Origin of the sequence: Pseudomonas caspiana, assembly GCF_040224095.2 — a bacterium.
Classification (GTDB): domain Bacteria; phylum Pseudomonadota; class Gammaproteobacteria; order Pseudomonadales; family Pseudomonadaceae; genus Aquipseudomonas; species Aquipseudomonas caspiana.
This window is the reverse complement of sequence record NZ_CP167995.1, coordinates 1,035,156-1,059,166: the sequence shown is the minus strand read 5'-3', so window position 1 is coordinate 1,059,166 and position 24,011 is coordinate 1,035,156. Positions and strand designations below refer to the sequence as shown.

The window sequence follows — 24,011 nt, the reverse complement described above, 5'->3', positions numbered from 1 at the left end:
TACACTCATGCAACATCAGCAGGCGCACTTTTATACAGTGTACTTTTTACGTGTTTACACTGGCGATTCATCGACAAGGGAGCGTTGCCATTCCTGGGAGTATACGAGCGAGAGCCTATGGGATGGCTGTCGCTGTTTATGGTGTTAGCACACGCTTATGCGCTCCCGACTGCGGGCAATATTTGGTTTTGGAACCGAAAGAAAAAAGTATAGCCGAGTTCTAAAAACAACAGGCCTATAAAACAGCACACAACGCGCTGTCGCGCAGCAAACACGGTACCTGTAGGAGCGCACGAGCACCGCGAGGCCGCGATAGCGGTGTATCAGAAAGACCGCCATCGCTGCCTCGCGATGCTCGTGAGTTCCTACAGAAAAGTATTCCAAATCAGATAGTTAAATTTTGTTTGATAGGAGCGAACGTGTTCGCGAAGCAATCGTCCATCCGATATATTCATCGCCTGATACACCGCCTCGCGAACAAGTTCACTCCTACAGGTTTTCTATAAACCCAACCCCCATAAAAAAACCCGAACACAAAGTCCGGGTTTTTCAGTCCATCACTCAGCCAATCAATGCAAAATCTGGCTCAGGAACAGACGCGTACGGTCACTTTGTGGATTGTCGAAGAAGTCGTTCGGCGCAGCCTGTTCGACGATTTCGCCTTTGTCCATGAAGATCACGCGGTTGGCCACGGTGCGGGCGAAGCCCATTTCGTGGGTTACGCAAAGCATAGTCATGCCTTCTTCTGCCAGGCCGACCATGGTGTCCAGAACCTCTTTCACCATTTCCGGGTCGAGTGCCGAGGTCGGCTCGTCGAACAGCATGATTTTCGGCTTCATGCACAGCGCACGGGCAATCGCCACACGCTGTTGCTGACCGCCGGAAAGCTGGCCCGGGAATTTATGCGCCTGCTCTGGAATGCGTACGCGCTCCAGGTAGTGCATGGCGATTTCTTCGGCCTTTTTCTTCGGCATCTTGCGCACCCACATCGGCGCCAGCGTGCAGTTCTGCAGAATGGTCAGGTGCGGGAACAGGTTGAAGTGCTGGAACACCATGCCGACTTCGCGGCGGATGGTTTCGATCTGCTTCAGGTCCGAGGTCAGTTCGGTGCCATCGACGATGATCTTGCCTTGCTGGTGCTCTTCCAGGCGATTCAGACAACGAATGGTCGTGGATTTGCCCGAGCCCGACGGGCCGCACAACACGATACGCTCGCCCTGACGCACGTTCAGGTTGATGTCCTTGAGCACGTGGAACTGGCCGTACCATTTATGGACGCCTTCCATCCGGATCATGCCTTCGGCGCCCAGAGGCTTGGTGATAACTTCACTCATGTCAAAACTCCTAACGCTTGTGGCCTGTGTCCAGCTTACGTTCCAAGTGCATGGAATAGCGGGACATACCGAAACAGAAGATCCAGAACACCAGGGCCGCGAAGACGTAGCCCTCGGTGGCCATACCCAACCACGACGGGTCGGCGGTGGCTTGTTTGACGCTGTTGAGCAGGTCAAACAGGCCGATAATGATTACCAGACTGGTGTCTTTGAACAGGGCAATGAAGGTGTTGACGATGCCGGGAATAACCATCTTCAACGCCTGCGGCAGAATCACCAGGCCCATGCTGCGCCAGTAACCGAGGCCCATGGCCGCGGCCGCTTCGTACTGACCCTTAGGGATTGCCTGCATACCGCCCCGAACCACTTCAGCGATGTACGCCGACTGGAACAGGATCACGCCGATCAAGGCTCGCAGCAGTTTGTCGAAGTTCATCCCTTCCGGCATGAACAGCGGCAACATCACCGACGACATGAACAGCACGGTGATCAATGGCACGCCGCGCCAGAACTCGATGAACGTCACACACACCACGCGCACCGCAGGCATGTTCGAACGACGACCCAGCGCCAGCACAATACCCAGAGGCAATGCACCGGCAATACCGACGGTGGCAATCACCAGCGTCAGCATCAGGCCGCCCCACTGGCTGGTAGCCACGTGGGTCAGACCAAACGCGCCGCCGCTCAGCAGGTAGAAAGCAACAATCGGGTAAACAATCAGGAAGCCAATGGCGTAAATCGCTTTACGCGGAAACTTCGAGATAAACAGCGGAGCAGCACCGACGATCGCCAGAATGGCGGTCAGGTCCACCCTCCAGCGCAGTTCGGTCGGGAAGTAGCCGTACATGAACTGACCGAAGCGCTGTTGGATAAACACCCAGCAGGCGCCTTCCTTGGTGCAGTCAGCTCGTGTGGTACCGATCCAGTTGGCGTCCAGCAATGCCCAGCTCAGGATCGGTGGCACGACGAGGTAGATCAGGTACAGCGAGAACAAGGTCAGCAGCGTGTTGATCCAGCTGGAGAACAGGTTCTGGCGCATCCACGCCACAGGGCCGAACACTTTGCCCGGTGGTGGCATGTCAGGTTTGAAAGTATGAGTTGTCATGCGCGTTTCCTCACCGCTCAATCAGCGCAATGCGCTTGTTGTACCAGTTCATCAGCAGGGAAATGCTGATACTGATCGCCAGGTACACGCTCATGGTGATGGCAATAACTTCAATGGCCTGACCGGTCTGGTTGAGCACCGTACCGGCAAACAGCGAAACCATTTCCGGGTAACCAATCGCGGCTGCCAGCGAGGAGTTCTTCGCCAGGTTCAGGTATTGGCTGGTCAACGGCGGGATGATCACGCGCAGTGCCTGCGGGATGATGACCTTACGCAGGGTCGGCCCGGGGCGCAGGCCCAGGGAGCGAGCTGCTTCCGTCTGACCGTGGCTGACCGACTTGATACCCGAACGCACGATTTCAGCGATGAACGCTGCGGTATAAACCGTCAGTGCCAGGGTCAGAGAGATCAGTTCCGGAATCAGCACCCAGCCGCCAACGAAGTTGAAGCCTCTGAGCTCTGGCACTTCCCAATGCACCGGTGCGCCAAAAATCAACATGCTCAAAGCCGGGATTGCCAGAAACAGCGCCAGACCAGCCCAGAACTGGTGGAACGGCTCGCCAGTGGCTTCAAAGCGCTTGTTGGCCCAACGGGTCATTGCCACGATAGCGACGATGGCCACGATGATGCTGGTCACGAACGGCCAGGCACCTTCAGCGGCAATAGCGCTCGGCATGTTCAGACCGCGGCTGCTGATGAAGAACATGTCGAAGTAACCGTGCGCTTGCCTTGGACCCGGTAGGGTCAGGAAGACAGCGGTGTACCAGAACAGGATCTGCAACAGCGGCGGGATGTTACGGAAGACTTCGACGTAGACCGTCGCCAGCTTGCTGATCATCCAGTTGGGTGACAAGCGTGCGACGCCGATGATGAAGCCCAGGATCGTGGCCAGAAAAATACCGATGACCGACACCAGCAGCGTGTTAAGCAAGCCGATGACAAACACGCGGGCATAGCTGTCCGCTTCCGTGTAGTCGATCAAATGCTGCGCAATGCCAAACCCGGCACTGCGTTCAAGAAATCCGAAACCTGAGGTAATACCACGGTGTTGGAGGTTGGTCTGGGTGTTGTCGAACATGAACCAGCCCAACGAGACCACCGCCAGTACGGTGATGATCTGAAATAACCACGCGCGCACTTTTGGGTCGCTCAAAGAGAGCTTTTGCTTGGGTGCGACGATTTGCTTTTCCATGAAGTGCCCCAGGAAAAATGAAACAAAACGACGCCCGACAGCCGGTGAAAGCTGTCGGGCGCCGGGTCAATCAACGAATTGGTGGAGCGTACTGGATGCCGCCGGCATTCCACAGAGCGTTCTGGCCGCGCTTGATTTTCAGCGGGGTCGATTCGCCCAGGTTGCGTTCGAATACTTCGCCGTAGTTACCGACTTGTTTAACGATCTGAACCACCCAGTCTTTCGGCAGTTTCAGGTCTTTGCCGTATTCACCGTCAGCACCCAACATACGGGCAACGTCAGGGTTTTTGGTGGACTTGGCTTCAGCTTCAACGTTTTTCGAAGTGATCTTGGCTTCTTCGGCGTTGAGCATTGCGAACAGGGTCCATTTCACAATGGAGAACCACTCTTCGTCGCCTTTACGTACGACTGGGCCCAGAGGCTCTTTGGAGATGACTTCTGGCAGAACCACGTAGTCATCCGGTTTGGCCAGTTTGCTGCGCTGTGCGTACAGCTGCGACTGGTCAGAGGTCAGCACGTCGCAACGGCCGCCTTCCAGGGACTTGGCGCTTTCGTCGGAGGTGTCGAAAGTGATCGGGGTGTATTTCAGACCGTTCGAACGGAAGTAGTCAGAAACGTTAAGTTCGGTGGTAGTACCAGCCTGGATACAGATGGTTGCGCCATCCAGTTCCTTGGCGCTTTTGACGCCCAGCTTGCTGTTTACCAGGAAGCCGATACCGTCGTAGTAAGTCACGCCAGCGAACACCAGACCCATGCCCGAATCGCGGGAGCTGGTCCAGGTGGTGTTACGCGACAGGATGTCGATCTCGCCCGATTGCAGCGCGGTGAAACGCTCTTTGGCGTTCAGCTGGCTGAATTTTACTTTGGTGGCGTCACCGAAAACGGCAGCAGCAACAGCGCGGCAGACGTCGGCGTCGATACCGGTGATCTTGCCGGTAGCATCAGGAACGGAGAAACCTGGCAAACCGTCGCTCACACCGCACTGTACGAAGCCTTTCTTCTGAATGGCGTCCAGTGTTGCGCCCGCTTGAGCAAAACTGCTCACGCCGAGTGCTGCTGCAGCGGCTACTACGGCCAGGGTGGATTTCAACATCTTCATTCAAACCTCCAGTTTTGCTCTTTGTTGTTTAGGCGCTTCAATCCCGTCGCACCCTTGTGAGGCATTGACAACCCGTGCTGGCTTATTTTTGGGTCATCCGACTTTAGGCCAGTTCATGAGCCAGGCGTGAGGTCATCTCATCGCTCGCATTCATGATCTTAGACGGCCTACAGGATTCAAGCCCCATGATGTTCCTGAACCAATCCGGTACAGGATGAACCGTGCCGCAAATCCTGATGCATGGACTGCGTGCTTGCCCCCGTTGCGTATCGGTAATAGCACAATAGTGTTACCGATCGAGGTAAGCGCTTCACTCCCCGGTTTTTCATAGCAAACGCCGTACCAGCATGGTGGCGATGTCGAATTAGCGACAGGTCAAGAGAAAAACTTGTAACCTTGCGACATCTTCTTTCATTTTTAACAACTCGCGCACCGCATTAACGCACTGCAAAAGAGCGAGCGCACCCGGATAGAGCACTCATGACTAACCCGCTGATTCTCGAACCTTTAAACACTCCTGATGCATGCGTGATCTGGCTGCATGGCCTTGGCGCAGATCGCTATGACTTCATGCCGGTGGCTGAAGCGCTTCAGGAGTCGTTGCTGAGCACCCGCTTCATCCTGCCTCAGGCACCGACCCAGGCCGTGACGATCAACGGCGGCTATGAGATGCCGAGTTGGTACGACATCAGGGCCATGAGCCCCGCCCGCGCTATTGATCACAACCAATTGGAGGTTTCTGCGCAGACCGTTCTGGACCTTATAGAAGGCCAGCGCAACAGCGGCATCGACCCGGCACGGATCTTCCTCGCAGGGTTTTCTCAAGGCGGAGCGGTTGTATTGCACACCGCATTCAAGCGCTGGCAGGGTCCATTGGGCGGGGTACTTGCCCTGTCTACTTACGCACCGACCTTTGGCGAACAATTACAACTGTCGGACAGCCAGAGAAGCATCCCGGTGTGCTGCTTGCACGGCACTTTCGACAATGTGGTTCAGAAATCCATGGGGCTGGCAGCTTATGAGTGTTTAAAGGCTCAAGGCGTAACCGTTACATGGCAAGAATACCCAATGGAACACCAAGTGTTACCGCAGGAGATTTCTGACATCCGAGCCTGGTTGATCGACAAGCTCGGCTGATTGGTTGCTTGTAGAACGGGCAAACACAGCCCCGGTAGGAGCGCACGAGCACCGCGAGGCCGCGAGGCCGCGATAGCGGTGTGTCCGACAGGACGCTATCGTTGCCCGTGAGCTCTTACAGAAAAGCATTCCAATCCTTACCAGAAATGCCGCACGACTTGCTAAAGCCATTCCTTCGGGATTTGGGCCTATGTAGCCCATTTGGCATGACACTACGCCGCGCATGATTCTTGCTTTACACTGCTCGGCGTACATTCCTTAACCAACTGACGAGATGACCGTGCTCAAAGCACTTAAAAAGATGTTCGGAAAAAGCGAGGCTGAGCCGCTCGCCGCTGGCCCTGTTACTCCTTCCCCTGCCCCGCAAAGCAAGACTGAAGGCCATTCAAGGGATCGCAGCGCTGCAGCCAAAGCACCTGCCCAACCCCGTGCAGACGATAAAGAGCCGAGTGCACAGGCTGAAACGGCAGACCAGACCGTCGTCGCCAAACCCAGGCCCGAGCGCCCACGTCGCGAACGTGCCCCCAAGCCGGTGGTCATTCCCTGGAAACTGGAAGATTTCGTCGTCGAACCTCAGGAAGGCAAAACCCGCTTCCATGACTTCGCCCTCGCTCCCGAATTGATGCACGCGATTCAAGACCTCGGCTTCCCCTATTGCACGCCGATTCAGGCGCAGGTTCTGGGGTTCACCCTCAAGGGCCAGGACGCCATCGGCCGCGCACAGACTGGCACTGGCAAAACCGCCGCCTTTCTTATTTCTATCATCTCGCAGTTGACCCAGACGCCTCCCCCCAAAGAACGCTATATGGGCGAGCCTCGCGCACTGATCATCGCCCCGACCCGGGAGTTGGTCGTGCAGATCGCCAAGGACGCTGCTGACCTGACCAAGTACACCAACTTGAACGTCATGACGTTTGTGGGCGGCATGGACTTCGACAAACAGCTCAAACAGCTTGAAGCCCGTCATTGCGACATTCTGGTGGCCACACCAGGCCGTTTGCTGGACTTCAACCAGCGCGGCGAAGTGCATCTGGACATGGTCGAAGTAATGGTCCTCGACGAAGCGGACCGCATGCTCGACATGGGATTCATCCCGCAGGTGCGCTCGATCATTCGTCAGACGCCACACAAAGGCGAACGCCAGACTTTGCTGTTTTCGGCGACTTTCACTGACGACGTGATGAACCTTGCCAAGCAATGGACCACTGAACCAGCCATCGTTGAAATCGAAGCCGAGAATGTTGCCAGCGAAAACGTTGAGCAGCATATCTACGCGGTTGCCGGTGCAGACAAATACAAACTGCTCTACAACCTGGTCAACGACAACGGCTGGGAACGCGTCATGGTCTTCGCCAACCGCAAGGACGAAGTACGCCGCATCGAAGAACGTCTGGTCCGTGATGGTGTGAACGCCGCGCAGTTGTCAGGCGATGTGCCGCAACACAAGCGCATCAAGACGCTGGAAGGCTTCCGCGAAGGCAAGATTCGTGTGCTGGTCGCCACTGACGTCGCCGGTCGCGGTATCCACATCGACGGCATCAGTCATGTGATCAACTTCACGTTGCCCGAAGTGCCGGATGACTACGTGCACCGCATTGGTCGTACAGGCCGCGCAGGCGCAGCAGGCGTGTCGATCAGCTTCGCCGGTGAGGACGACTCTTATCAGTTGCCCGCCATTGAAGAGAAACTGGGTCGCAAGATCAGCTGCGAAACGCCGCCGACCGAGTTGTTGCGGGCTGTGGTGCGCAAGCCAGCACAGCCGGTTTAACAGCCCCAGCTGGACCTGTAGGAGTGAGCTTGCTCGCGATAGCGGTATATCTGCCAAGACTTTGTTGACTGATACACCGCTATCGCGAGCAAGCTCACTCCTACAGTTATTATTTCGGCTTCAGGCTTACTCCCACCGTCCGGCCGCAGCCTTGTCACTCTCGCGCCCCTCGACCCATTTCGGCCCTTCTGAAGTGTTTTCCTTCTTCCAGAACGGCGCACGGGTCTTGAGGTAGTCCATGACGAAATCACAGGCTTCAAATGCGGCCTGACGATGCGCACTGGCGACCCCGACAAACACAATCGGCTCACCCGGTTCCAGCGCGCCAACGCGATGCAGCACTTCAAGCTTGAGCAAAGGCCAGCGTTGTTCAGCCTCAAGCACAATCTTGCCCAACGCCTTTTCGGTCATGCCGGGATAGTGCTCCAGGAACATCCCCGATACTTCCCGCCCCTCATTGAAATCCCGCACGTAGCCGACAAAACTCACGACCGCACCGACGCCAACATTGGCTGCGTGCAACGCGTTGACTTCAAAGCCTGGATCGAATTGTTCTGCCTGAACCCTGATGGCCATGATCAGCCCCCGGTCACGGTGGGGAAAAACGCCACTTCGTCACCGGACTCCAGCGGTTCATCCAACTGACACAGCTCTTGATTGCGAGCACACATCAAGTTCTGCTCGGCCAGCACCTGCCAGGCACCCTCACGAGTCAGCAACTGCAAGCGCAAAGCATCGATACTGGCGAACTCACCTTCGACCAGCTCGCTATCAATGCCAAGGGTTTCCCGGTAACGGGCGAAATACTGGACCTTGATCTTCATGGCGTCACCGATGCCTGTTCGTCCGCAATGAAGTGCCCGCTTTTACCGCCGAGCTTTTCCAGCAACCGAACGTTCTCAATGTTCATGCCGCGATCAACCGCCTTGCACATGTCATAGATGGTCAATGCTGCCACGCTGGCGGCGGTCAGCGCCTCCATTTCCACACCGGTCTGCCCGGCCAGTTTGCAACGGGCGATAATGCGTACGGCGTCGTCCCCCTCGGCACTGAGTTCGACCTTGACGCTGGTCAGCATCAACGGGTGGCACAAAGGGATCAGATCACTGGTTTTCTTTGCTGCCTGAATCCCGGCAATACGCGCCACGGCAAAGACATCCCCTTTGGGATGCCCGCCGCTAACGATCATTTGCAGGGTTGAAGGAAGCATGCGAACCAGCGCTTCGGCCACAGCCTCACGGGACGTCACGGCTTTATCAGTGACGTCGACCATATTGGCGCGACCTTGTGAATCGAGATGAGTGAGCACAGCGTTACTCCTGAACAGGAGCGGGGATTGTAAACCTAAAACACAGCGCGACAGGAATTGTGGCAGATGCATCTGAATGAATACGAAACCTGTAGGAGCCATCGGAGGTTACGACGGTCGCGATGGCGGTGTATCAGGTAAAACGCCTTCGCAGCCTTCGTGCCTCGGCAGCTCCTACAGTCATCGCCAATTTAAAGATGCGACTCCGCATATTCAGCCAGGATTGAGCGTGGTACGCCTTGCAGCGAGATGTGCACGCCATTCGGGAAGTCTTTGAAACGCTCCGTCAGGTAGGTCAGCCCCGAACTGGTGGCCGACAGGTATGGAGTATCGATCTGCGCCAGGTTGCCCAGACAGACCACTTTGGAACCTGCGCCCGCACGGGTGATGATGGTTTTCATCTGGTGCGGGGTGAGGTTCTGGCATTCATCAATCAGGATCAGGCTTTGCTGGAAGCTACGGCCCCGAATGTAGTTGAGGGATTTGAACTGCAACGGCACTTTGCTGAGGATGTAATCGACGCTGCCATGGGTGTTTTCGTCATCCATGTGCAAAGCTTCGAGGTTATCGGTGATGGCGCCGAGCCAAGGCTCCATTTTTTCTGCTTCGGTGCCGGGCAGGAAGCCGATTTCCTGGTCCAGCCCCTGCACGCTACGGGTAGCGATAATCCGCCGATAACGCTTGCTGACCATGGTCTGCTCGATGGCAGCAGCCAGCGCCAGAATGGTTTTACCCGACCCTGCAGCACCGGACAGGTTGACCAGATGGATATCCGGATCAAGCAAGGCAAACAGCGCCAGGCCCTGGTAGATATCACGTGGCTTGAGGCCCCAGGCTTCCTGGTGCAGCAACGGCTCCTGATGCATGTCCAGAATCATCAGTTCGTCGGCCTTGACGCCTTTGACCCAGCCCACGAACCCTTGCTCGTCGATGATGAACTCGTTGATGTGTACCGACGGCAGCATTTCCGTCATTTGCACCCGGTGCCAGGTACGGCCGTGATCCTGACGGGTGTCGACTTTACTGACACGGTCCCAGAAGGAGCCGGTTACGTTGTGATAACCACGGGACAGCATCGATACGTCATCAACCAACTGGTCGGTGCTGTAATCCTCGGCGGCGATCCCGCAGGCACGCGCCTTGAGACGCATATTGATGTCTTTGGTGACCAGCACGAGACGCAAGTCCTTGTCGCGCGCATGCAGGTCGATCAATTGGTTGATGATGATGTTGTCGTTAAGGTGTTCAGGAAGAAGGCTGTTGGGCTCCTCGCGCTTGCTCATCATGATCGACAGGAAGCCTTTGAAGACTCCCGTGCCACGGTCGATAGGCACGCCCTTCTCGACTTCTTCAGGCGTAGCTTCGCCCAGTGTCTTGTCGATCAGGCGGATGGCTTGACGGCATTCGGCAGCGACCGAATGTTTACCGGCTTTGAGCTTGTCCAGCTCTTCCAGCACGGTCATGGGGATGGCGACGCGGTGTTCTTCGAAATTCAGCAGGGCATTTGGATCGTGGATCAGTACGTTGGTATCGAGCACGTAAAGGATTGGCTGGTTAGAAGAAGGGGTGCGTCCGTGATCATCCATACTCGCTCACCTTTGTAAAAGCCAGGCGACGCAGACTACTCAAAACTGCGCCACGAAAAGGCCGCCGGGCTCTCTCCTTAAGGCAGGAGGGAATTGCTCAAGATGGAGTCTTGGAGGACGCCACCTGTGTTGCAGGTTTCGGCGGTCTGTAGTGGTAATACCGCAAAACCCATGACAGAAAAAAGCTCTTTGACAGTTTTTTGAAGTTTATTTCACAGTATGACGAATAGCCCTTGGCGACCCGCCCCAGCCCGTTTAAAGTCGGAAGTCCACCCCATCCGAAATCGCCTGAAAATCTGCCCGTGCACACCCCAAAAATGAGGGCAATCCCTTATTCTGCGGGCCTCTCAGGGATATTGTGGCAATCATCCCAGATCAACTCACTTTGAGCGGTGTTCGCCAGCAGCAACGGCACTGCCGATTGCACTCGGGCGCTTGCGTCATGAAACACCACCGTCCCGCGTCGCCAGAGCAACATCAGGTTCACCACCCGGTCCGTGATCTGCTCGGAAGTCAGCCGACCGTTGCTGTCCTGCGCGTCGATAGTCCACAGTGAAACCCGCAGGTTCTGATCTCGGAAGAATTGACCGCTGTCCGCACGTCGATGGCCATAAGGTGGACGGAAAAGCGGTATGAAGTTATCCGGCAGCAATTGCTGAGTCAGCGCCTCGCTGCGCAATACAGAGCTCTGCCAGTCGAGCCATTGGCTATGAGAGCGATATTCCCAACCCTGAATGCCAACGCACTGCAGACGATAAAGCGACTGCAACGCAGTGCCGTTAGTCGCGGCGAGGCGTTCTTGCAGGTTTTTACCCAACACAAAAAACGTCGCGTTCATCTTTTGCTGGCGCATGAAGTCAGCCAGCCAGTCAGTCCCGCCGTCGGCGCCGGTAGGGCCACTTTCGAAATTCAGCTGGAACGTGCGATCAGGCATTGCATCACCACTCAACTCATCAGAGTTATAAAGGGCGATTTCGCTGCTGGTCTGCGGGAACAGAGCCGCCAGGTACATCAGCTCGTTGAGGTAGAGCCGATGAAAATTTGCACTCGGTACAGCCCAGTTGGCATAGAACGAATCACTGGCGATGGTGAATTCGGCGGCACGCTGGCGCAGTTGCTCCATGTCTTCAACAAACACGCAGAACGATGCGTCCTGCGGGCAGCTCAACTGTGCATTCTGGTAACCCTCCAGCAGACGGTTCCAGAGTCGGTGGCGGAGCAGGTTTACTGAAGGCACGTTAATGTACCGAAGCCCCAGACGGCTCTTGAGCCCCTGCTCGTCCAGCTCTTCGCTGGCCAGCAATTCGTGGGCGAAGCCGAGAATCTCTGCACGGGAAGCCACATCGAACAGATCCGGCGACTCCAGCCGTTCGGGCCAGAAGCTACGGTCAATCGTGGCGACCGGAGGCGGAGCCGCCATGGCCTGAACGCTGAACAGACACGCGCACACAGCTAGAAACTTACGCAACACCACTCGCTCCCTGAACATCGAACCCGGTTAAGCGCCGCACTATAGCTGATATGAGTGGGAGGGCTGATTTCCAGGCCGATACAAATTCTTCTGTAGGAGCCACGCATCAAAACATCTCACCTATCGCCACCATAGCTGGAGTCAGGCACCAACAGCCCCTAGAATCGCCCGACGATTAAAGGAGACGACCCTATGCTGATGGTGATTTCCCCGGCAAAAACCCTCGATTTCGAAACCCCGCCGACAACCGAGCGCTTCACTCAGCCGCAATATCTGGACCATTCCCAGGAACTGATCGAAATACTGCGTGAGCTGACACCCGCACAGATCGGCGAGTTGATGCACCTGTCGGACAAGCTCTCAGGGCTCAATGCCGCACGTTTCGGCAGCTGGACCCCGGCGTTTACCCCAGAGAACGCCAAACAGGCTCTGCTGGCGTTTAAAGGCGACGTATATACCGGCCTGCAGGCCGAGACCCTCAGTGACGCGGAACTCAGCTATGCCCAAGACCATTTGCGCATGCTGTCCGGCCTTTATGGCCTGCTGCGGCCACTCGATCTGATGCAGCCTTACCGACTGGAAATGGGCACCAGACTGGCAAATGGTCGGGGCAAGGACCTGTACGCATTTTGGGGCACCCGGATCAGCGAGTGGCTCAACGAAGCGCTGGCCGAGCAAGGCGATGACCTGTTACTGAACCTGGCGTCCACTGAGTACTTTTCGGCCGTTAAACGTTCAGCGTTGAATGCACGGATTATCGACACCGAGTTCAAGGACCTGAAAAATGGCCAGTACAAGATCATCAGCTTCTACGCCAAGAAGGCTCGCGGGATGATGAGTCGCTTCGTGATAACGGAAAAAATCAACACGCCCGATGCACTTAAACAGTTCGACGTGGCGGGCTACCGCTACAGCAATGAGCAGTCCACCGCGACCAAATTAGTCTTCCTGCGTGACACTCCCGAGTCTTGAATCGGCTCTTCAAGGCGCGATCTCCGTCCCCATCGCGCCTTTTCCCACCCCTGAACTATCGTGCAAATTGCGAATTGACAAATTAACGTCGCCAGTTTCATGTCGCATTTTTTAAGCCACTGATTTTCTCAAAAAATTAACAAACTTTTTGTGTACTAGCATTTGGCTTTTCCACATTAGTGGCATTGTCACACTCGCTTCTCGGGAACCCGCGATAATCAAGGGATACAGCGAAGGTGACATCAATGTGCAATTACTCAATCTTTGTCGCCAAAAAGAAAAATTCTCGAAAAGAGGACGAGTGGCCAGGAACTTATCCCGAAACCAGACGCTCCTACATCCCGTAACAATTCTCGCCTTCCTTGTGAGAGATCACTTACAAGCGGTGTAGAAGATGTGGAAGTTGCCGTTCATAACACTGGTTCCAGGATCAGAGGCGGTAGGTAGTCAGGAGATTGACTCACACTTATAAAGCTTTAGTCGTTTGGCAAAGCACTGTTCAAGTGCAAAGCGCAATATTGGGGCATGACAGCCGAGGCTCTGGTCCGGGCCTGTCAGCAACGAGACAGCGTTAGCACTCAAAGGAGTGGTTTACCACATCCCAGAGCGAGGCCCTGTAGCTGTTACAGCCAGGTTACTTGCCGTTCAAGACTCAGCAGTATTTGAGATTGCCTTAGTTACTTCTGGCACTCACCTTTTTAAATATGCCTGTACTTGTTGTGCGACTTCTTCAAGTCACACTTTAGAGTGCGCGATACCTGCTGGCCAAAATTCAATATCCAGCCAACTTATGGCGTGTAAATCGAGGAGAGTACGATGCGTATCAGCATCTTTGGTTTGGGTTATGTCGGTGCAGTATGTGCCGGTTGCCTTTCTGCGCGGGGTCATGATGTTGTTGGTGTGGATATCTCTAGCGCCAAAATCGACCTTATCAACAACGGCAAATCGCCAATCGTAGAACCCGGTCTGGGCGAGCTTCTGGACAAGGGTATTCGCACTGGCAAATTGCGCGGCACCACGGATTTCTCCGAGGCCATTCGCGCCACTGACGTGTCGATGATCTGCGTCGGTACCCCAAGCAAGAAAAACGGCGACCTGGAACTCGATTTCATCGAATCCGTTTGCCGCGAAATCGGCTTCGTACTGCGTGAAAAAGACACTCGTCACACCATCGTTGTGCGCAGCACGGTTCTGCCGGGCACTGTTGCCAACGTTGTGATCCCGATCCTCGAAGACTGCTCCGGCAAAAAAGCCGGCGTCGACTTCGGCGTTGCAGTGAACCCTGAGTTCCTGCGCGAAAGCACCGCGATCAAAGACTACGATCACCCGCCAATGACCGTTATCGGCGAGTTCGATAAAGCGTCTGGCGACGTGCTGCAAGCCCTGTACGAAGAACTCGACGCTCCGGTCATCCGCAAGGACATCGCCGTTGCCGAAATGATCAAGTACACCTGCAACGTATGGCACGCCACCAAGGTCACTTTCGCCAACGAAATCGGCAACATTGCCAAAGCGTGCGGCGTCGATGGTCGTGAAGTGATGGAAGTGGTTTGCCAGGACAAACAACTGAACCTGTCTCAGTACTACATGCGTCCAGGCTTCGCTTTCGGCGGCTCTTGCCTGCCAAAAGACGTCCGCGCCCTGACCTACCGTGCTGGCAGCCTGGATGTTGAAGCACCTCTGCTCAACTCGCTGATGCGCAGCAACGTTTCCCAGGTACAGAACGCTTTCGACATCGTGGCGTCTCATGACACTCGCAAAGTTGCGCTGATGGGTCTGAGCTTCAAGGCCGGTACTGACGACCTGCGTGAAAGCCCGCTGGTAGAGCTGGCTGAAATGCTGATCGGTAAAGGCTTCGAGCTGAGCATCTACGACAGCAACGTTGAATACGCTCGTGTTCACGGTGCGAACAAAGACTACATCGAGTCCAAGATTCCTCACGTTTCGTCCCTGCTCAACTCGGACTTCGACGCTGTGATCAACAACGCCGACGTGATCATCCTGGGTAACCGCGATGAGCGCTTCCGCGCCCTGGCCGACAAGGCTCCAGCGGGCAAGCAGATTGTGGACCTGGTCGGCTTCATGACTACCACTACTGCCGAAAACGCTAGCGCTGAAGGTATCTGCTGGTAACGGCTGTCAGAGCGCCCTTCGGGGCAGGTCAACCGTAGGAGCCAACTTGTTGGTGAGACGACTGACCGGTTTACAAGACCGGTCAATCCTTTCACCGACAAGCTGGCTCCTACCGCGGACGGCTACGGAAAAAGGGCGCTTGTTACACGCCTGCCTAACCCAACTCGGGCCACCTCAAAGGCTCACCCGATACCGAGACGGATGCAGATATGCACAGGCTTAAGCATGGTCTACTACAGGCCGCAGGTTGGTTGTTCTACCTGAGTTTATTAGGGGCACTCGCGACAGCGTTGCCTACCAGTATCTTTGACTCGCAGTCGAAGAACTTTATTTTCCTGATTGGCGCCGTCGGCATCTGGCGCTACTCAATGGGTATCACGCACTTTGTGCGTGGCATGATCTTTCTCTACATCGTCTACCCGCACTTGCGTCGCAAAGTGCGCAAGCTGGGCACATCAGCGGACCCGTCCCACGTGTTCCTGATGGTCACCAGTTTTCGTATCGACGCACTGACCACCGCCCAGGTGTATAGCTCGGTCATTCGCGAAGCCATCGAATGCGGCTTCCCGACCACCGTGGTCTGCTCTCTGGTGGAAATGTCCGACGAGTTGCTGGTCAAGGCGATGTGGGAAAAGGCCAACCCGCCTGAACACGTGAAGCTGGACTTCGTACGTATTGCCGGTACCGGCAAGCGTGACGGTCTGGCCTTTGGTTTCCGTGCAATCTCCCGGCACATGCCCGACGACCGCGCTGTAGTTGCCGTGATCGACGGCGACACCGTGCTGGCTGAAGGCGTAGTGCGCAAAACGGTTCCGTGGTTCCAGCTGTTCGGCAACGTCGGCGGCCTGACCACCAACGAGTTCTGCGAAGTGCGCGGCGGTTACATCATGAGCGAATGGCACAAGCTGCGTTTCGCCCAGCGTCACATCAACATGTGCTCGATGGCTTTGTCCAAACGCGTACTGACCATGACCGGTCGTATGTCGGTGTTCCGCGCAACGGTTGTGACTGACCCTGAGTTCATCGCCGACGTTGAAAGCGATTCGCTGCACCACTGGCGTCTGGGCACTTTCCGGTTCCTGACCGGCGATGACAAATCCAGCTGGTTCAGCCTGATGCGCCTGGGCTACGACACGTTCTACGTGCCGGACGCGGCCATTCACACCGTTGAACACCCGCCGGAAAAAAGCTTCCTGAAAGCCAGCCGCAAGCTGATGTATCGCTGGTACGGCAACAACCTGCGTCAGAACTCGCGTGCATTGGGTCTGGGCGTTCGCCGTCTCGGCGTCTTCACCAGCATCGTGCTGTTCGACCAGCGCGTGTCGATGTGGACCTCCATTCTCGGCCTGACCGTTGCGATCATCGCCAGCTTCAAATACGGCGGCATGTTCATCCTGATGTACCTGCTGTGGATCGGCATTACACGCCTGATCCTGACCCTGCTGCTGTCCTGCTCGGGACACCGGATCGGGCCAGCCTACCCCATGATTCTTTATTACAACCAGATCGTCGGCGCACTGATGAAAATCTACGTTTTCTTCCGCCTGGACCGCCAGTCCTGGACGCGCCAAGACACCAAACTCAGCCGCGACATGGCCAGCTTTCAAGGCTGGTTCAACACCTGGTCGTCTCGGACCATGACTTTCTCGGCTGGCACCATCTTCGTCGCAGTGCTGTTGACGATGGTTTAAACCGGGCCAACGGATTAATCGCTTAAGTAGGAAAATTAGCCATGAATACAGCCGTGAATGCAAACGTCGTACATGAATCCGAAGCCCAGCGCCAACACGCCCGGGTCAAAATCCCCGCCAAGCTGCGCTTGCTCGAAGCCCCGGGCGCCCCTCTGGTCCGCGTAGAAGATCTTTCTGCAGGCGGTCTGAGCTTCGTCGCGCCTGCTCAGCAGCGCCCGACAGCAGGTGAGGTAATCAAGGGTCGTCTGCAGTTCCTGATCGACAACCTTGGCCTGGCCATGGACGTTGAACTGCAAGTGCGCTCCATCGATGCCTCCACCGGTCGTGTCGGCTGCCAGTTCCAGAATCTGGAAGCACAAGACATCGCGACCCTGCGCCACTTGATCACCTCGCACCTGAGCGGCGACATCGTCAGCATGGGTGAAGTACTGGCCACTCTGCAGCGCGACAACTTCACCAAGGCGCGCAAGGTAAAAGGCAGCGGCGATGGCATGACTGCTCTGGGTCGCCTGCGCGCCGTGACCTTCAGCCTCGGCATCTTCATTGTGGGTCTGGCCGCGTTCGGCTTCATCTTCAAGACTGTTTACAGCCTGTACTTCGTCAGCCATTCCTCGGCCGGTCTGGTGACCTTGCCTGCGATGGACGTGACCATGCCGCGTGAAGGTACCGTGCAGAGCCTGGTGGCGGTCAACTCGCCGGTAGCCAAAGGCGCGCCAATGGCTTCGTTCAACACCAGCATGCTGGAAATGCTCAAGGGCAGCCTGAACGGCGATGACCTGCAGCCAGCCAAAATCGAAGAACTGTACGGCAAGCAAATGGCCGGCACTCTGACCAGCCCATGCGATTGCGTAATCGCCAAGCAACTGGTTGCCGATGGTCAGTTCGCTGCCAAAGGCCAAGTGATCTTCCAACTGGTACCGCGTAACACCGCTGCCAACGTTGAAGCACGCTTTACCTATCGCCAGTTCAACGAAGTCAAACCGGGCACCCGTGTGAACTTCCAGGTGGCAGGTGACGACACCGTACGCACCGGCAAAATCATCAGCAGCACCAACCTGAGCGAAACCGATCTGGCCACTGACATCCGTGTACAGATCAAGCCTGACGAAGTGCTGGACACTTCCCTGGCTGGCCGTCCGGTTGAAGTCACCAGCGATCGTGGTCCATCGATGAACTGGCTGATCGACAAAGCCATGGCCGCGGGTCTCTAACATGCGTAGCCCATTACAAAGATTGTCGAGCCCTACACTGTTGAGCCTGGCCGTTGCCATCGCCCTGACCGGCTGTGCCGGCCTGCCCGATCAACGCCTGGCCAATGAAGCCCTGAAGAACGGTGACACCGCACTGGCAGAGCAGAACTATCGGCAACTGGCGGACCTGGGCTACAGCGATGCACAGGTTGGCCTGGCTGACATTGCTGTGCAGAGCGGTGATCCGCAGCGAATCAAGGAAGCAGAAGCCACTTACCGTGCAGCAGCTGAAACCTCGCCACGTGCTCAGGCTCGCCTGGGTCGCCTGCTGGCCTCCAAGCCTGGGGCAACCGAGGCCGAGCACCACGAAGCCGAAGACCTGCTGAAAAAGGCCTTCGCCAGTGGCGATACCAGCTCGCTGACACCGTTGGCCATGCTCTATCTGCAGTTCCCGCACAGTTTCCCGAACGTGAATGCCCAGCAGAAAATCAGCGAATGGCGTGCACAAGGCTATCCGGAAGCCGGTCTGGCCCAAGTGCTGCTGTATCGCACCCAAGGCACTTACGACCAGCACCTGGATGAAGTGGAAAACATCTGCAAAAACGCACTGAGCAAAGTCGACATCTGCTACGTCGAGCTGGTCACGGTCTATCAGAAACGTGGCCAGAACGAGCAGCGCACCGCAGTGGTCGAGCAGCTCAAAAGTGCTTACAGCGTGGGTCGTGTCGGCGCCCAGCGTGTCGACAGCGTAGCCCGTGTTCTGGGTGACGCATCTGTCGGTACTCCGGATGAAAAAACCGCGCAGCAATTGCTGGAACAGGTTGCACCGGGCTACCCCGCTTCGTGGGTGACGCTGGCCAAACTGCTTTATGACTTCCCCGAACTGGGCGACGTCGACAAGATGATGGAGTACCTGGATAACGGCCGTGCTGCGGACCAACCCCGCGCCGAACTGTTGCTGGGTCGCCTGTACTACGAAGGTAAATGGGTACCGGCTGATTCACACAAAGCCGAAGAGCACATGAAAAAAGCCGCCGCCGGTGGTGAGCTCTCCGCGCATTACTACCTGGGTCAGATCTACCGCCGTGGCTACCTGGGCAAGGTCGAATCACAAAAAGCACTGGATGAACTGCTGATCGCTGCTCGTGGCGGCCAGAACAGTGCTGACTTTGCCATTGCCCAGCTGTTCTCCCAAGGCAAGGGCACCATGCCCAATCCGGTCAATGCCTGGGTGTTCAGTCAACTGGCGCTGCAAGCTCCACAGCCGACGCCAGCGGCCACTGAACTTGCGCAGGAAATCAGCACTGCCCTGCCACCTGAAAAACTCGCCACCGCCCAACGGCTGTTGCAGCAAGAGAAAAACGTCCGGGGCATCACCAGCCAAAACGCGCTGGCCATGCAGGCCCTGAAAGAAGAAGACGGCGAGGACGCACCACTATGAAGTTGAATCCCCTGATGGCCGCAGGCCTGGGTCTTGGCTTTACCCTGCTTTGGGCTACGCCGACACTGGCGGCCCTGACCGAAGAAAAGAACTTCGGTCTGGAAGTAAAAATCAGCGGCCAGGCCGAAGACGACCGTGACCTGGGCACTCGCTCCGGTGGCGATGTCAACGGTATTGGTCTGGACCTGCGTCCTTGGGTCTATGGCGAACGTGGCGACTGGAGCGGCTATGCAATGGGCCAGGTGGTAACCGCCACTGACACCATTCAGACTGACCCTCTGGAACAAACCGATTCCGACACCCAGCAAACCACTCAGGCTCGCGGCAACGCCAGCGAACGTGAAGTCGACAAGAGCTATCTGGCCTTGCGCGAATTCTGGATCGGTTACAGCGGTTTCACAGCGTACCCGGGTGAAATACTCAAGGTCGGTCGTCAGCGCCTGCGCAACGACGACGGCCAATGGCACGACACCAACATCGAAGCCGTGAACTGGGTCTTCGACACCACGCTGCTCAAAGCCGACGTGGGCGTGGCTCAACGTTTCAGCGAATACCGCACTGACCTGACTGAACTGTCCCCGCAAGACGAAGACCGCAAGCACGTCTTCGGTGACGTCAGCTACCAGTGGATGCCAGGTCAATGGGCTGGTGTGCGTGCGCACCACAGCCAGGATGACGGCAACCTGAAAAGCGCAGGCCGGGAACTCGATGACCTGGACAAAACCTCCAACGGCGAGTTGACCTGGCTGGGTCTGCAGGCCAACAGCGATGCTTACAACCATCGCAATACCAACCAGATCAATTACTGGGGCAGCGTGACCTGGCTGACCGGTGACCGCAGCCAGATCGCAGCCGTGGGACAGCCTGACGGTACGTTCCAGGCTGGCGACAAGACCAACAGCAACGTCAATGGCTGGGCAACCGATCTGGGTCTGCGTCTACGCCTTGATCCGCAGTGGCAAGTGGGTGCGGCTTATTCGCGCGCCAGCAAGGAATACGAGCAGAACGGTCTGGAATCCAACCGCTCGAACTGGACCGGTACCCGCTCTCGCGTACACCGCTTCGGTGAAGCTTTCCAGGGCGAAATGGCCAACGTGGAAAGCGGCTCGCTGTTCGCTTCCTGGCAGTTGCAGGATGAGTACGACGCATCGTTGATCTACCACAAATTCCGCCGCACCGATGGCAATGCACGCATCGGCACCTCAGGCATCAACGCCGTAGGCGCGGATGAAAGCGGTGTTCTGTCCTCCCTGCCACTGACCACCGACGGCAACAAAGATCTGGGTCAGGAAATGGACCTGGTCGTGACCAAGTACTTCAAGGGCGGCCTGATGCCTGCGGCACTCAGCCAGTCGATGGATGAACCTTCGGCGCTTGTTCGTCTACGCGCCGGTGTCTTCAAACCGGGCGATGCCTATGGCAGCGGAGTCGACAGCTACATGCACCGCGCCATCGTCGACGTCATCTGGCGCTTCTGATGCAACCGCGAAAGGAGTGCGATGAGATGAACAGTCAAGCAAGCAGTCTGCGCAACCGCGCATGGCCACATGCACTGCTCGAAAGCGCAGTGCTGAGCGGCGCGCTGTTGCTCGCCAGCTCCGCCATGGCCGCCACCGCGCCGGCCAGCCCGGCTCAGGCGACCACCCCAGGCATGGTCAAAGAGCTGCAAGAAGCCAAGAGCTACACCATCAGCAGCCCGCCGGTGGAAACACTGGCGATGGACAAACCGCAGTTGCCAGACATTTCGGGCTACACCGCCGAAGCTGCCGCGAAGAAAATCGTGCGCAGCAAGCCTGGCAAGGTTCGCATCACCCGAATCATGGAAGAAGTCGGTCTGAAGGAGTTCGTTGGCGGTGACAACAAGATGGCCGAATGGGTTGCCCGCCAACAAGGCATCCCTCAAGCGATCGTGATTGAAGGCGGCTACATGAACATTCAGGACCTGGCTAAAAAGGTCCCCAAGCAATACCTGAGCGAAGTGTCGCCGGGCGTTTACATTGCCCGCCTGCCGATTCTGGTCAAGGCTGACGCGACTTTCGAGGTGGACAAGAAAGCGCACGAGCTGCGCCTGTCGCAGGAAAAGGGCTCGTTCCTGGTCAACGAAGGCAAGCTGTTCATGAGCGACACCCAGCTCAACGGCTGGCGCGAAAAGACCAACAGCCTGTCGACTTTCCGTACGCCCAAGGAATTCCGTCCGTTCCTGCTGTCCTGGGGTGGTTCCGAGACCTACATCATCAACACCAAAATGGCGAGCCTGGGCTACGACCAGAGCAAGTCCTACGGTGTGAGTATTTCTCAGTACACGCCCAACACCGCCAAGCAGATGAACAAGCCCGATCCAACCGGCTGGATCGTTGGCTCGGAATTCTCTGACCTGTGGTACGGCTTCTACTGCTACGAAACCAAAGACTTCGTGGTCAAAAGCAGCACCTACCGCGACAACATTGTTTACGGCATTGACCCGCATGACCGTTCCCACGGTCTGATCATTGCCGAGAACAACGTCTACGGAACCAAGAAAAAGCACGGGATCATTATTTCCCGTGAGGTGAACGACAGCTTCATCTTCAACAACAAGAGCCACGACAACAAATTGTCCGGCCTTGTTCTGGACCGTAACAGCGTCAACAACATCGTCGCTTACAACGAGATCTACAAGAACCACACCGACGGCATCACCCTGTATGAAAGCGGCGACAACCTGCTGTGGGGCAACAAAGTCATTGCCAATCGTCGTCACGGCATTCGCGTACGTAACAGCGTGAACATCAAGCTGTACGAAAACATCGCCATGGCTAACGGTCTACTGGGTGTTTACGGACACATCAAGGACCTGAGCGACACCGACCGCGACATCGCCCTCGACCCGTTCGACACCAAGGTTTCCTTGATCGTGGTCGGTGGCGAGCTGACCGGTAACAGCTCAGGCCCGCTGTCCATCGACTCCCCGCTGAGTATCGAACTCTATCGTGTGGCAATGCTGGCTCCGAGCAAGACCAGCGGCATCAGCTTCAACGGCGTATTGGGTGACCGTCAGGACGAAATCCTCGACCTGCTGGTTCGCCAACAAAAAGCCGTTCTGATTGATCCGGTCGAAAGCCAGAAAGAACTTCAGGACTGAGAAGGTAATTTTTATGCACGCACACATGATCAAGTTACTCAGCCTGTCCGGCCTGACCGCAGCCCTGATCGCAATCAGCGGCGGCGCACGTGCCGACGAGGTGCAGGCGCCGAACTTCACAGCCGAGCCTTGCTGCCAGCTGTGCCCGCAAGCGCATGACGCAAGAAACTACACCACGCGCTATCAGCAAAACTTCACCACGCTGGTACAAGCGCAAGGCGACTGGTTGTTCCGGACCCAGGAAGACCTGCGTACCGAATTCAACACTACGCCTGAAGGCTATCGCCGCATGCAACAGCTGCACGATGCGTTCAAGAGCAAAGGCGTTGAGTTGGTGGTGGTTTACCAACCCACACGTGGCCTGGTAGATCGCAACAAGCTGTTCCCTGCCGAGCGCGACAAATTCGACTACGAAAAAGCACTGAACAACTACAAGGCCATGCTCGGTCGCTTCGACAAGATGGGCTACTGGGTACCTGATCTGTCGCCGTTGACCAACGAGCAACAGGCGCACGACTTCTACTTCCGTGGCGACCAGCACTGGACGCCATACGGTGCTCAGCGCACAGCGAAAATCGTCGCTGAAACCGTGAAGAAGATTCCGGGCTACGCCGACATTCCAAAGCGTGAATTTGAAAGCCACGTTTCGGGACGCATGGGCAAGACCGGCACCCTGCACAACATGGCGGCGCAATTGTGCGGCAACACCTACGCCATTCAGTACATGGACCAGTTCACCACCGAGCCTAAAGGCGAGGCTGGTGACGGCGACCTGTTCGGTGACTCCGGCAACCCGGAAATCACCCTGGTCGGTACCAGTCACAGCGGCAAGAACTACAACTTCGCCGGCTTCCTGCAAGAGTACATCGGTGCCGACATCCTCAACGTCGCCTTCCCTGGCGGCGGTCTGGAAGGTTCGATGCTGCAGTACCTGGGCAGTGAAGACTTCCAGAAACGTCCACCAAAAATCCTGATCTGGGAATTCTCACCGCTGTACCGCCTGGACCAGGAGACCATTTACCGCCAGATGATGTCGCTGCTCGACAACGGCTGCGAAGGCAAACCCGCAGTGATGAGCGCTAGCACCACGCTGAAAACCGGCACTAACGAAGTGTTGGTCAACGGCAAAAACGGCATCAAGAACATCCGCAACGGCAGCAATCAGATCGACATCCGTTATGCCGACACTTCGGTCAAAGTCCTGCAAGCCAGGCTCTGGTACATGAACGGTCGTCACGAAGATCTGAAAATCGAAAAACCGGAAACATCCGATACAGACGGGCGCTTCTCCTTCGAACTGCGAACAGATGAAGACTGGGCTGACCAGCAACTGCTCGCACTGGAAATCCAGGGTCCGGAAGCGGGCACTGCACCCCAGAAAGTCGAAGCGAAAGTATGCAAACGCAACGTGTTCCCAGCCACTGCGCAGCAAACCGCGCAAGCCGGGTTATGAGGCTAC

General features: G+C 56.5%; 19 protein-coding genes. 10 read left to right on the top strand and 9 right to left on the bottom strand.

Going from position 1 to position 24,011, the window contains the following annotated elements:
* Window positions 1-569: 569 nt before the first annotated feature.
* The 4 genes from ABRP31_RS04755 to ABRP31_RS04740 all read right to left on the bottom strand — a co-directional run bounded on the left by ABRP31_RS04755 (window position 570) and on the right by ABRP31_RS04740 (window position 4,733).
* A complete protein-coding gene (locus ABRP31_RS04755) occupies window positions 570-1,334 on the bottom strand; it encodes an amino acid ABC transporter ATP-binding protein (protein ID WP_027900712.1) in 765 nt (254 codons plus the stop codon).
* Window positions 1,335-1,344: 10 nt separating this feature from the next.
* On the bottom strand, window positions 1,345-2,442 hold the full coding sequence (locus ABRP31_RS04750) for an amino acid ABC transporter permease (RefSeq protein ID WP_349971564.1): 1,098 nt from the start codon (window positions 2,440-2,442) through the stop codon (window positions 1,345-1,347).
* A gap of 10 nt (window positions 2,443-2,452) precedes the next feature.
* Entirely contained in the window at window positions 2,453-3,634 is a 1,182-nt protein-coding gene (locus tag ABRP31_RS04745) for an amino acid ABC transporter permease (RefSeq protein ID WP_349971565.1), read from the bottom strand.
* A gap of 70 nt (window positions 3,635-3,704) precedes the next feature.
* Window positions 3,705-4,733, bottom strand: a complete 1,029-nt coding sequence (locus ABRP31_RS04740; protein WP_349971566.1) for an amino acid ABC transporter substrate-binding protein — start codon at window positions 4,731-4,733, stop codon at window positions 3,705-3,707.
* A 480-nt stretch (window positions 4,734-5,213) separates the two neighbouring features.
* Between ABRP31_RS04740 and ABRP31_RS04735 the strand changes: the two genes are divergently transcribed.
* Both ABRP31_RS04735 and rhlB read left to right on the top strand, forming a co-directional pair.
* A complete protein-coding gene (locus tag ABRP31_RS04735; RefSeq protein WP_349971567.1) occupies window positions 5,214-5,870 on the top strand; it encodes an alpha/beta fold hydrolase in 657 nt (218 codons plus the stop codon).
* 274 nt (window positions 5,871-6,144) lie between these two features.
* Window positions 6,145-7,638, top strand: a complete 1,494-nt coding sequence (rhlB, locus tag ABRP31_RS04730) for an ATP-dependent RNA helicase RhlB (RefSeq protein ID WP_349971568.1) — start codon at window positions 6,145-6,147, stop codon at window positions 7,636-7,638.
* A 126-nt stretch (window positions 7,639-7,764) separates the two neighbouring features.
* Here the strand turns inward: rhlB and moaE are convergent, their stop codons facing one another.
* The 5 genes from moaE to ABRP31_RS04705 all read right to left on the bottom strand — a co-directional run bounded on the left by moaE (window position 7,765) and on the right by ABRP31_RS04705 (window position 12,001).
* Window positions 7,765-8,214 (bottom strand): molybdopterin synthase catalytic subunit MoaE, encoded by a 450-nt coding sequence (gene moaE / locus ABRP31_RS04725; protein ID WP_349971569.1) that lies wholly within the window; start codon window positions 8,212-8,214, stop codon window positions 7,765-7,767.
* A gap of 2 nt (window positions 8,215-8,216) precedes the next feature.
* On the bottom strand, window positions 8,217-8,462 hold the full coding sequence (locus ABRP31_RS04720) for a MoaD/ThiS family protein (protein WP_349971570.1): 246 nt from the start codon (window positions 8,460-8,462) through the stop codon (window positions 8,217-8,219).
* Window positions 8,459-8,947, bottom strand: coding sequence for a cyclic pyranopterin monophosphate synthase MoaC (moaC, locus tag ABRP31_RS04715; RefSeq protein WP_087268974.1), 489 nt, complete (start codon window positions 8,945-8,947; stop codon window positions 8,459-8,461). The genes ABRP31_RS04720 and moaC overlap by 4 nt, the downstream gene beginning before the upstream one ends.
* Window positions 8,948-9,138: 191 nt before the next feature.
* Window positions 9,139-10,533, bottom strand: coding sequence for a PhoH family protein (locus tag ABRP31_RS04710; RefSeq protein ID WP_087268972.1), 1,395 nt, complete (start codon window positions 10,531-10,533; stop codon window positions 9,139-9,141).
* A gap of 331 nt (window positions 10,534-10,864) precedes the next feature.
* A complete protein-coding gene (locus ABRP31_RS04705; RefSeq protein WP_372489334.1) occupies window positions 10,865-12,001 on the bottom strand; it encodes a polysaccharide deacetylase family protein in 1,137 nt (378 codons plus the stop codon).
* 195 nt (window positions 12,002-12,196) lie between these two features.
* On the opposite strand from ABRP31_RS04705, the gene yaaA reads away from it, so the two are divergent.
* The 8 genes from yaaA to ABRP31_RS04665 all read left to right on the top strand — a co-directional run bounded on the left by yaaA (window position 12,197) and on the right by ABRP31_RS04665 (window position 24,005).
* Window positions 12,197-12,976, top strand: a complete 780-nt coding sequence (gene yaaA, locus ABRP31_RS04700) for a peroxide stress protein YaaA (RefSeq protein ID WP_349971572.1) — start codon at window positions 12,197-12,199, stop codon at window positions 12,974-12,976.
* Window positions 12,977-13,792: 816 nt separating this feature from the next.
* Window positions 13,793-15,109: a nucleotide sugar dehydrogenase gene (locus ABRP31_RS04695; RefSeq protein WP_349971573.1), complete on the top strand. Its 1,317-nt coding sequence runs from the start codon at window positions 13,793-13,795 to the stop codon at window positions 15,107-15,109.
* Between the two features lie 209 nt (window positions 15,110-15,318).
* Window positions 15,319-16,800 (top strand): mannuronan synthase, encoded by a 1,482-nt coding sequence (alg8, locus tag ABRP31_RS04690; protein WP_087268962.1) that lies wholly within the window; start codon window positions 15,319-15,321, stop codon window positions 16,798-16,800.
* A 41-nt stretch (window positions 16,801-16,841) separates the two neighbouring features.
* Window positions 16,842-18,011: an alginate biosynthesis protein Alg44 gene (locus ABRP31_RS04685; RefSeq protein WP_087268959.1), complete on the top strand. Its 1,170-nt coding sequence runs from the start codon at window positions 16,842-16,844 to the stop codon at window positions 18,009-18,011.
* A gap of 1 nt (window position 18,012) precedes the next feature.
* Complete coding sequence (gene algK, locus ABRP31_RS04680) at window positions 18,013-19,431, top strand: alginate biosynthesis TPR repeat lipoprotein AlgK (protein ID WP_349971576.1); 1,419 nt, start codon at window positions 18,013-18,015, stop codon at window positions 19,429-19,431.
* Window positions 19,428-20,909 (top strand): alginate export family protein, encoded by a 1,482-nt coding sequence (locus ABRP31_RS04675; protein WP_349971578.1) that lies wholly within the window; start codon window positions 19,428-19,430, stop codon window positions 20,907-20,909. Before algK ends, ABRP31_RS04675 begins: the two co-directional genes overlap by 4 nt.
* 26 nt (window positions 20,910-20,935) lie before the next feature.
* Window positions 20,936-22,552, top strand: a complete 1,617-nt coding sequence (gene algG / locus ABRP31_RS04670; protein ID WP_349971579.1) for a mannuronan 5-epimerase AlgG — start codon at window positions 20,936-20,938, stop codon at window positions 22,550-22,552.
* Window positions 22,553-22,565: 13 nt separating this feature from the next.
* Window positions 22,566-24,005 (top strand): alginate biosynthesis protein AlgX, encoded by a 1,440-nt coding sequence (locus ABRP31_RS04665; RefSeq protein WP_349971580.1) that lies wholly within the window; start codon window positions 22,566-22,568, stop codon window positions 24,003-24,005.
* Window positions 24,006-24,011 lie beyond the last annotated feature (6 nt).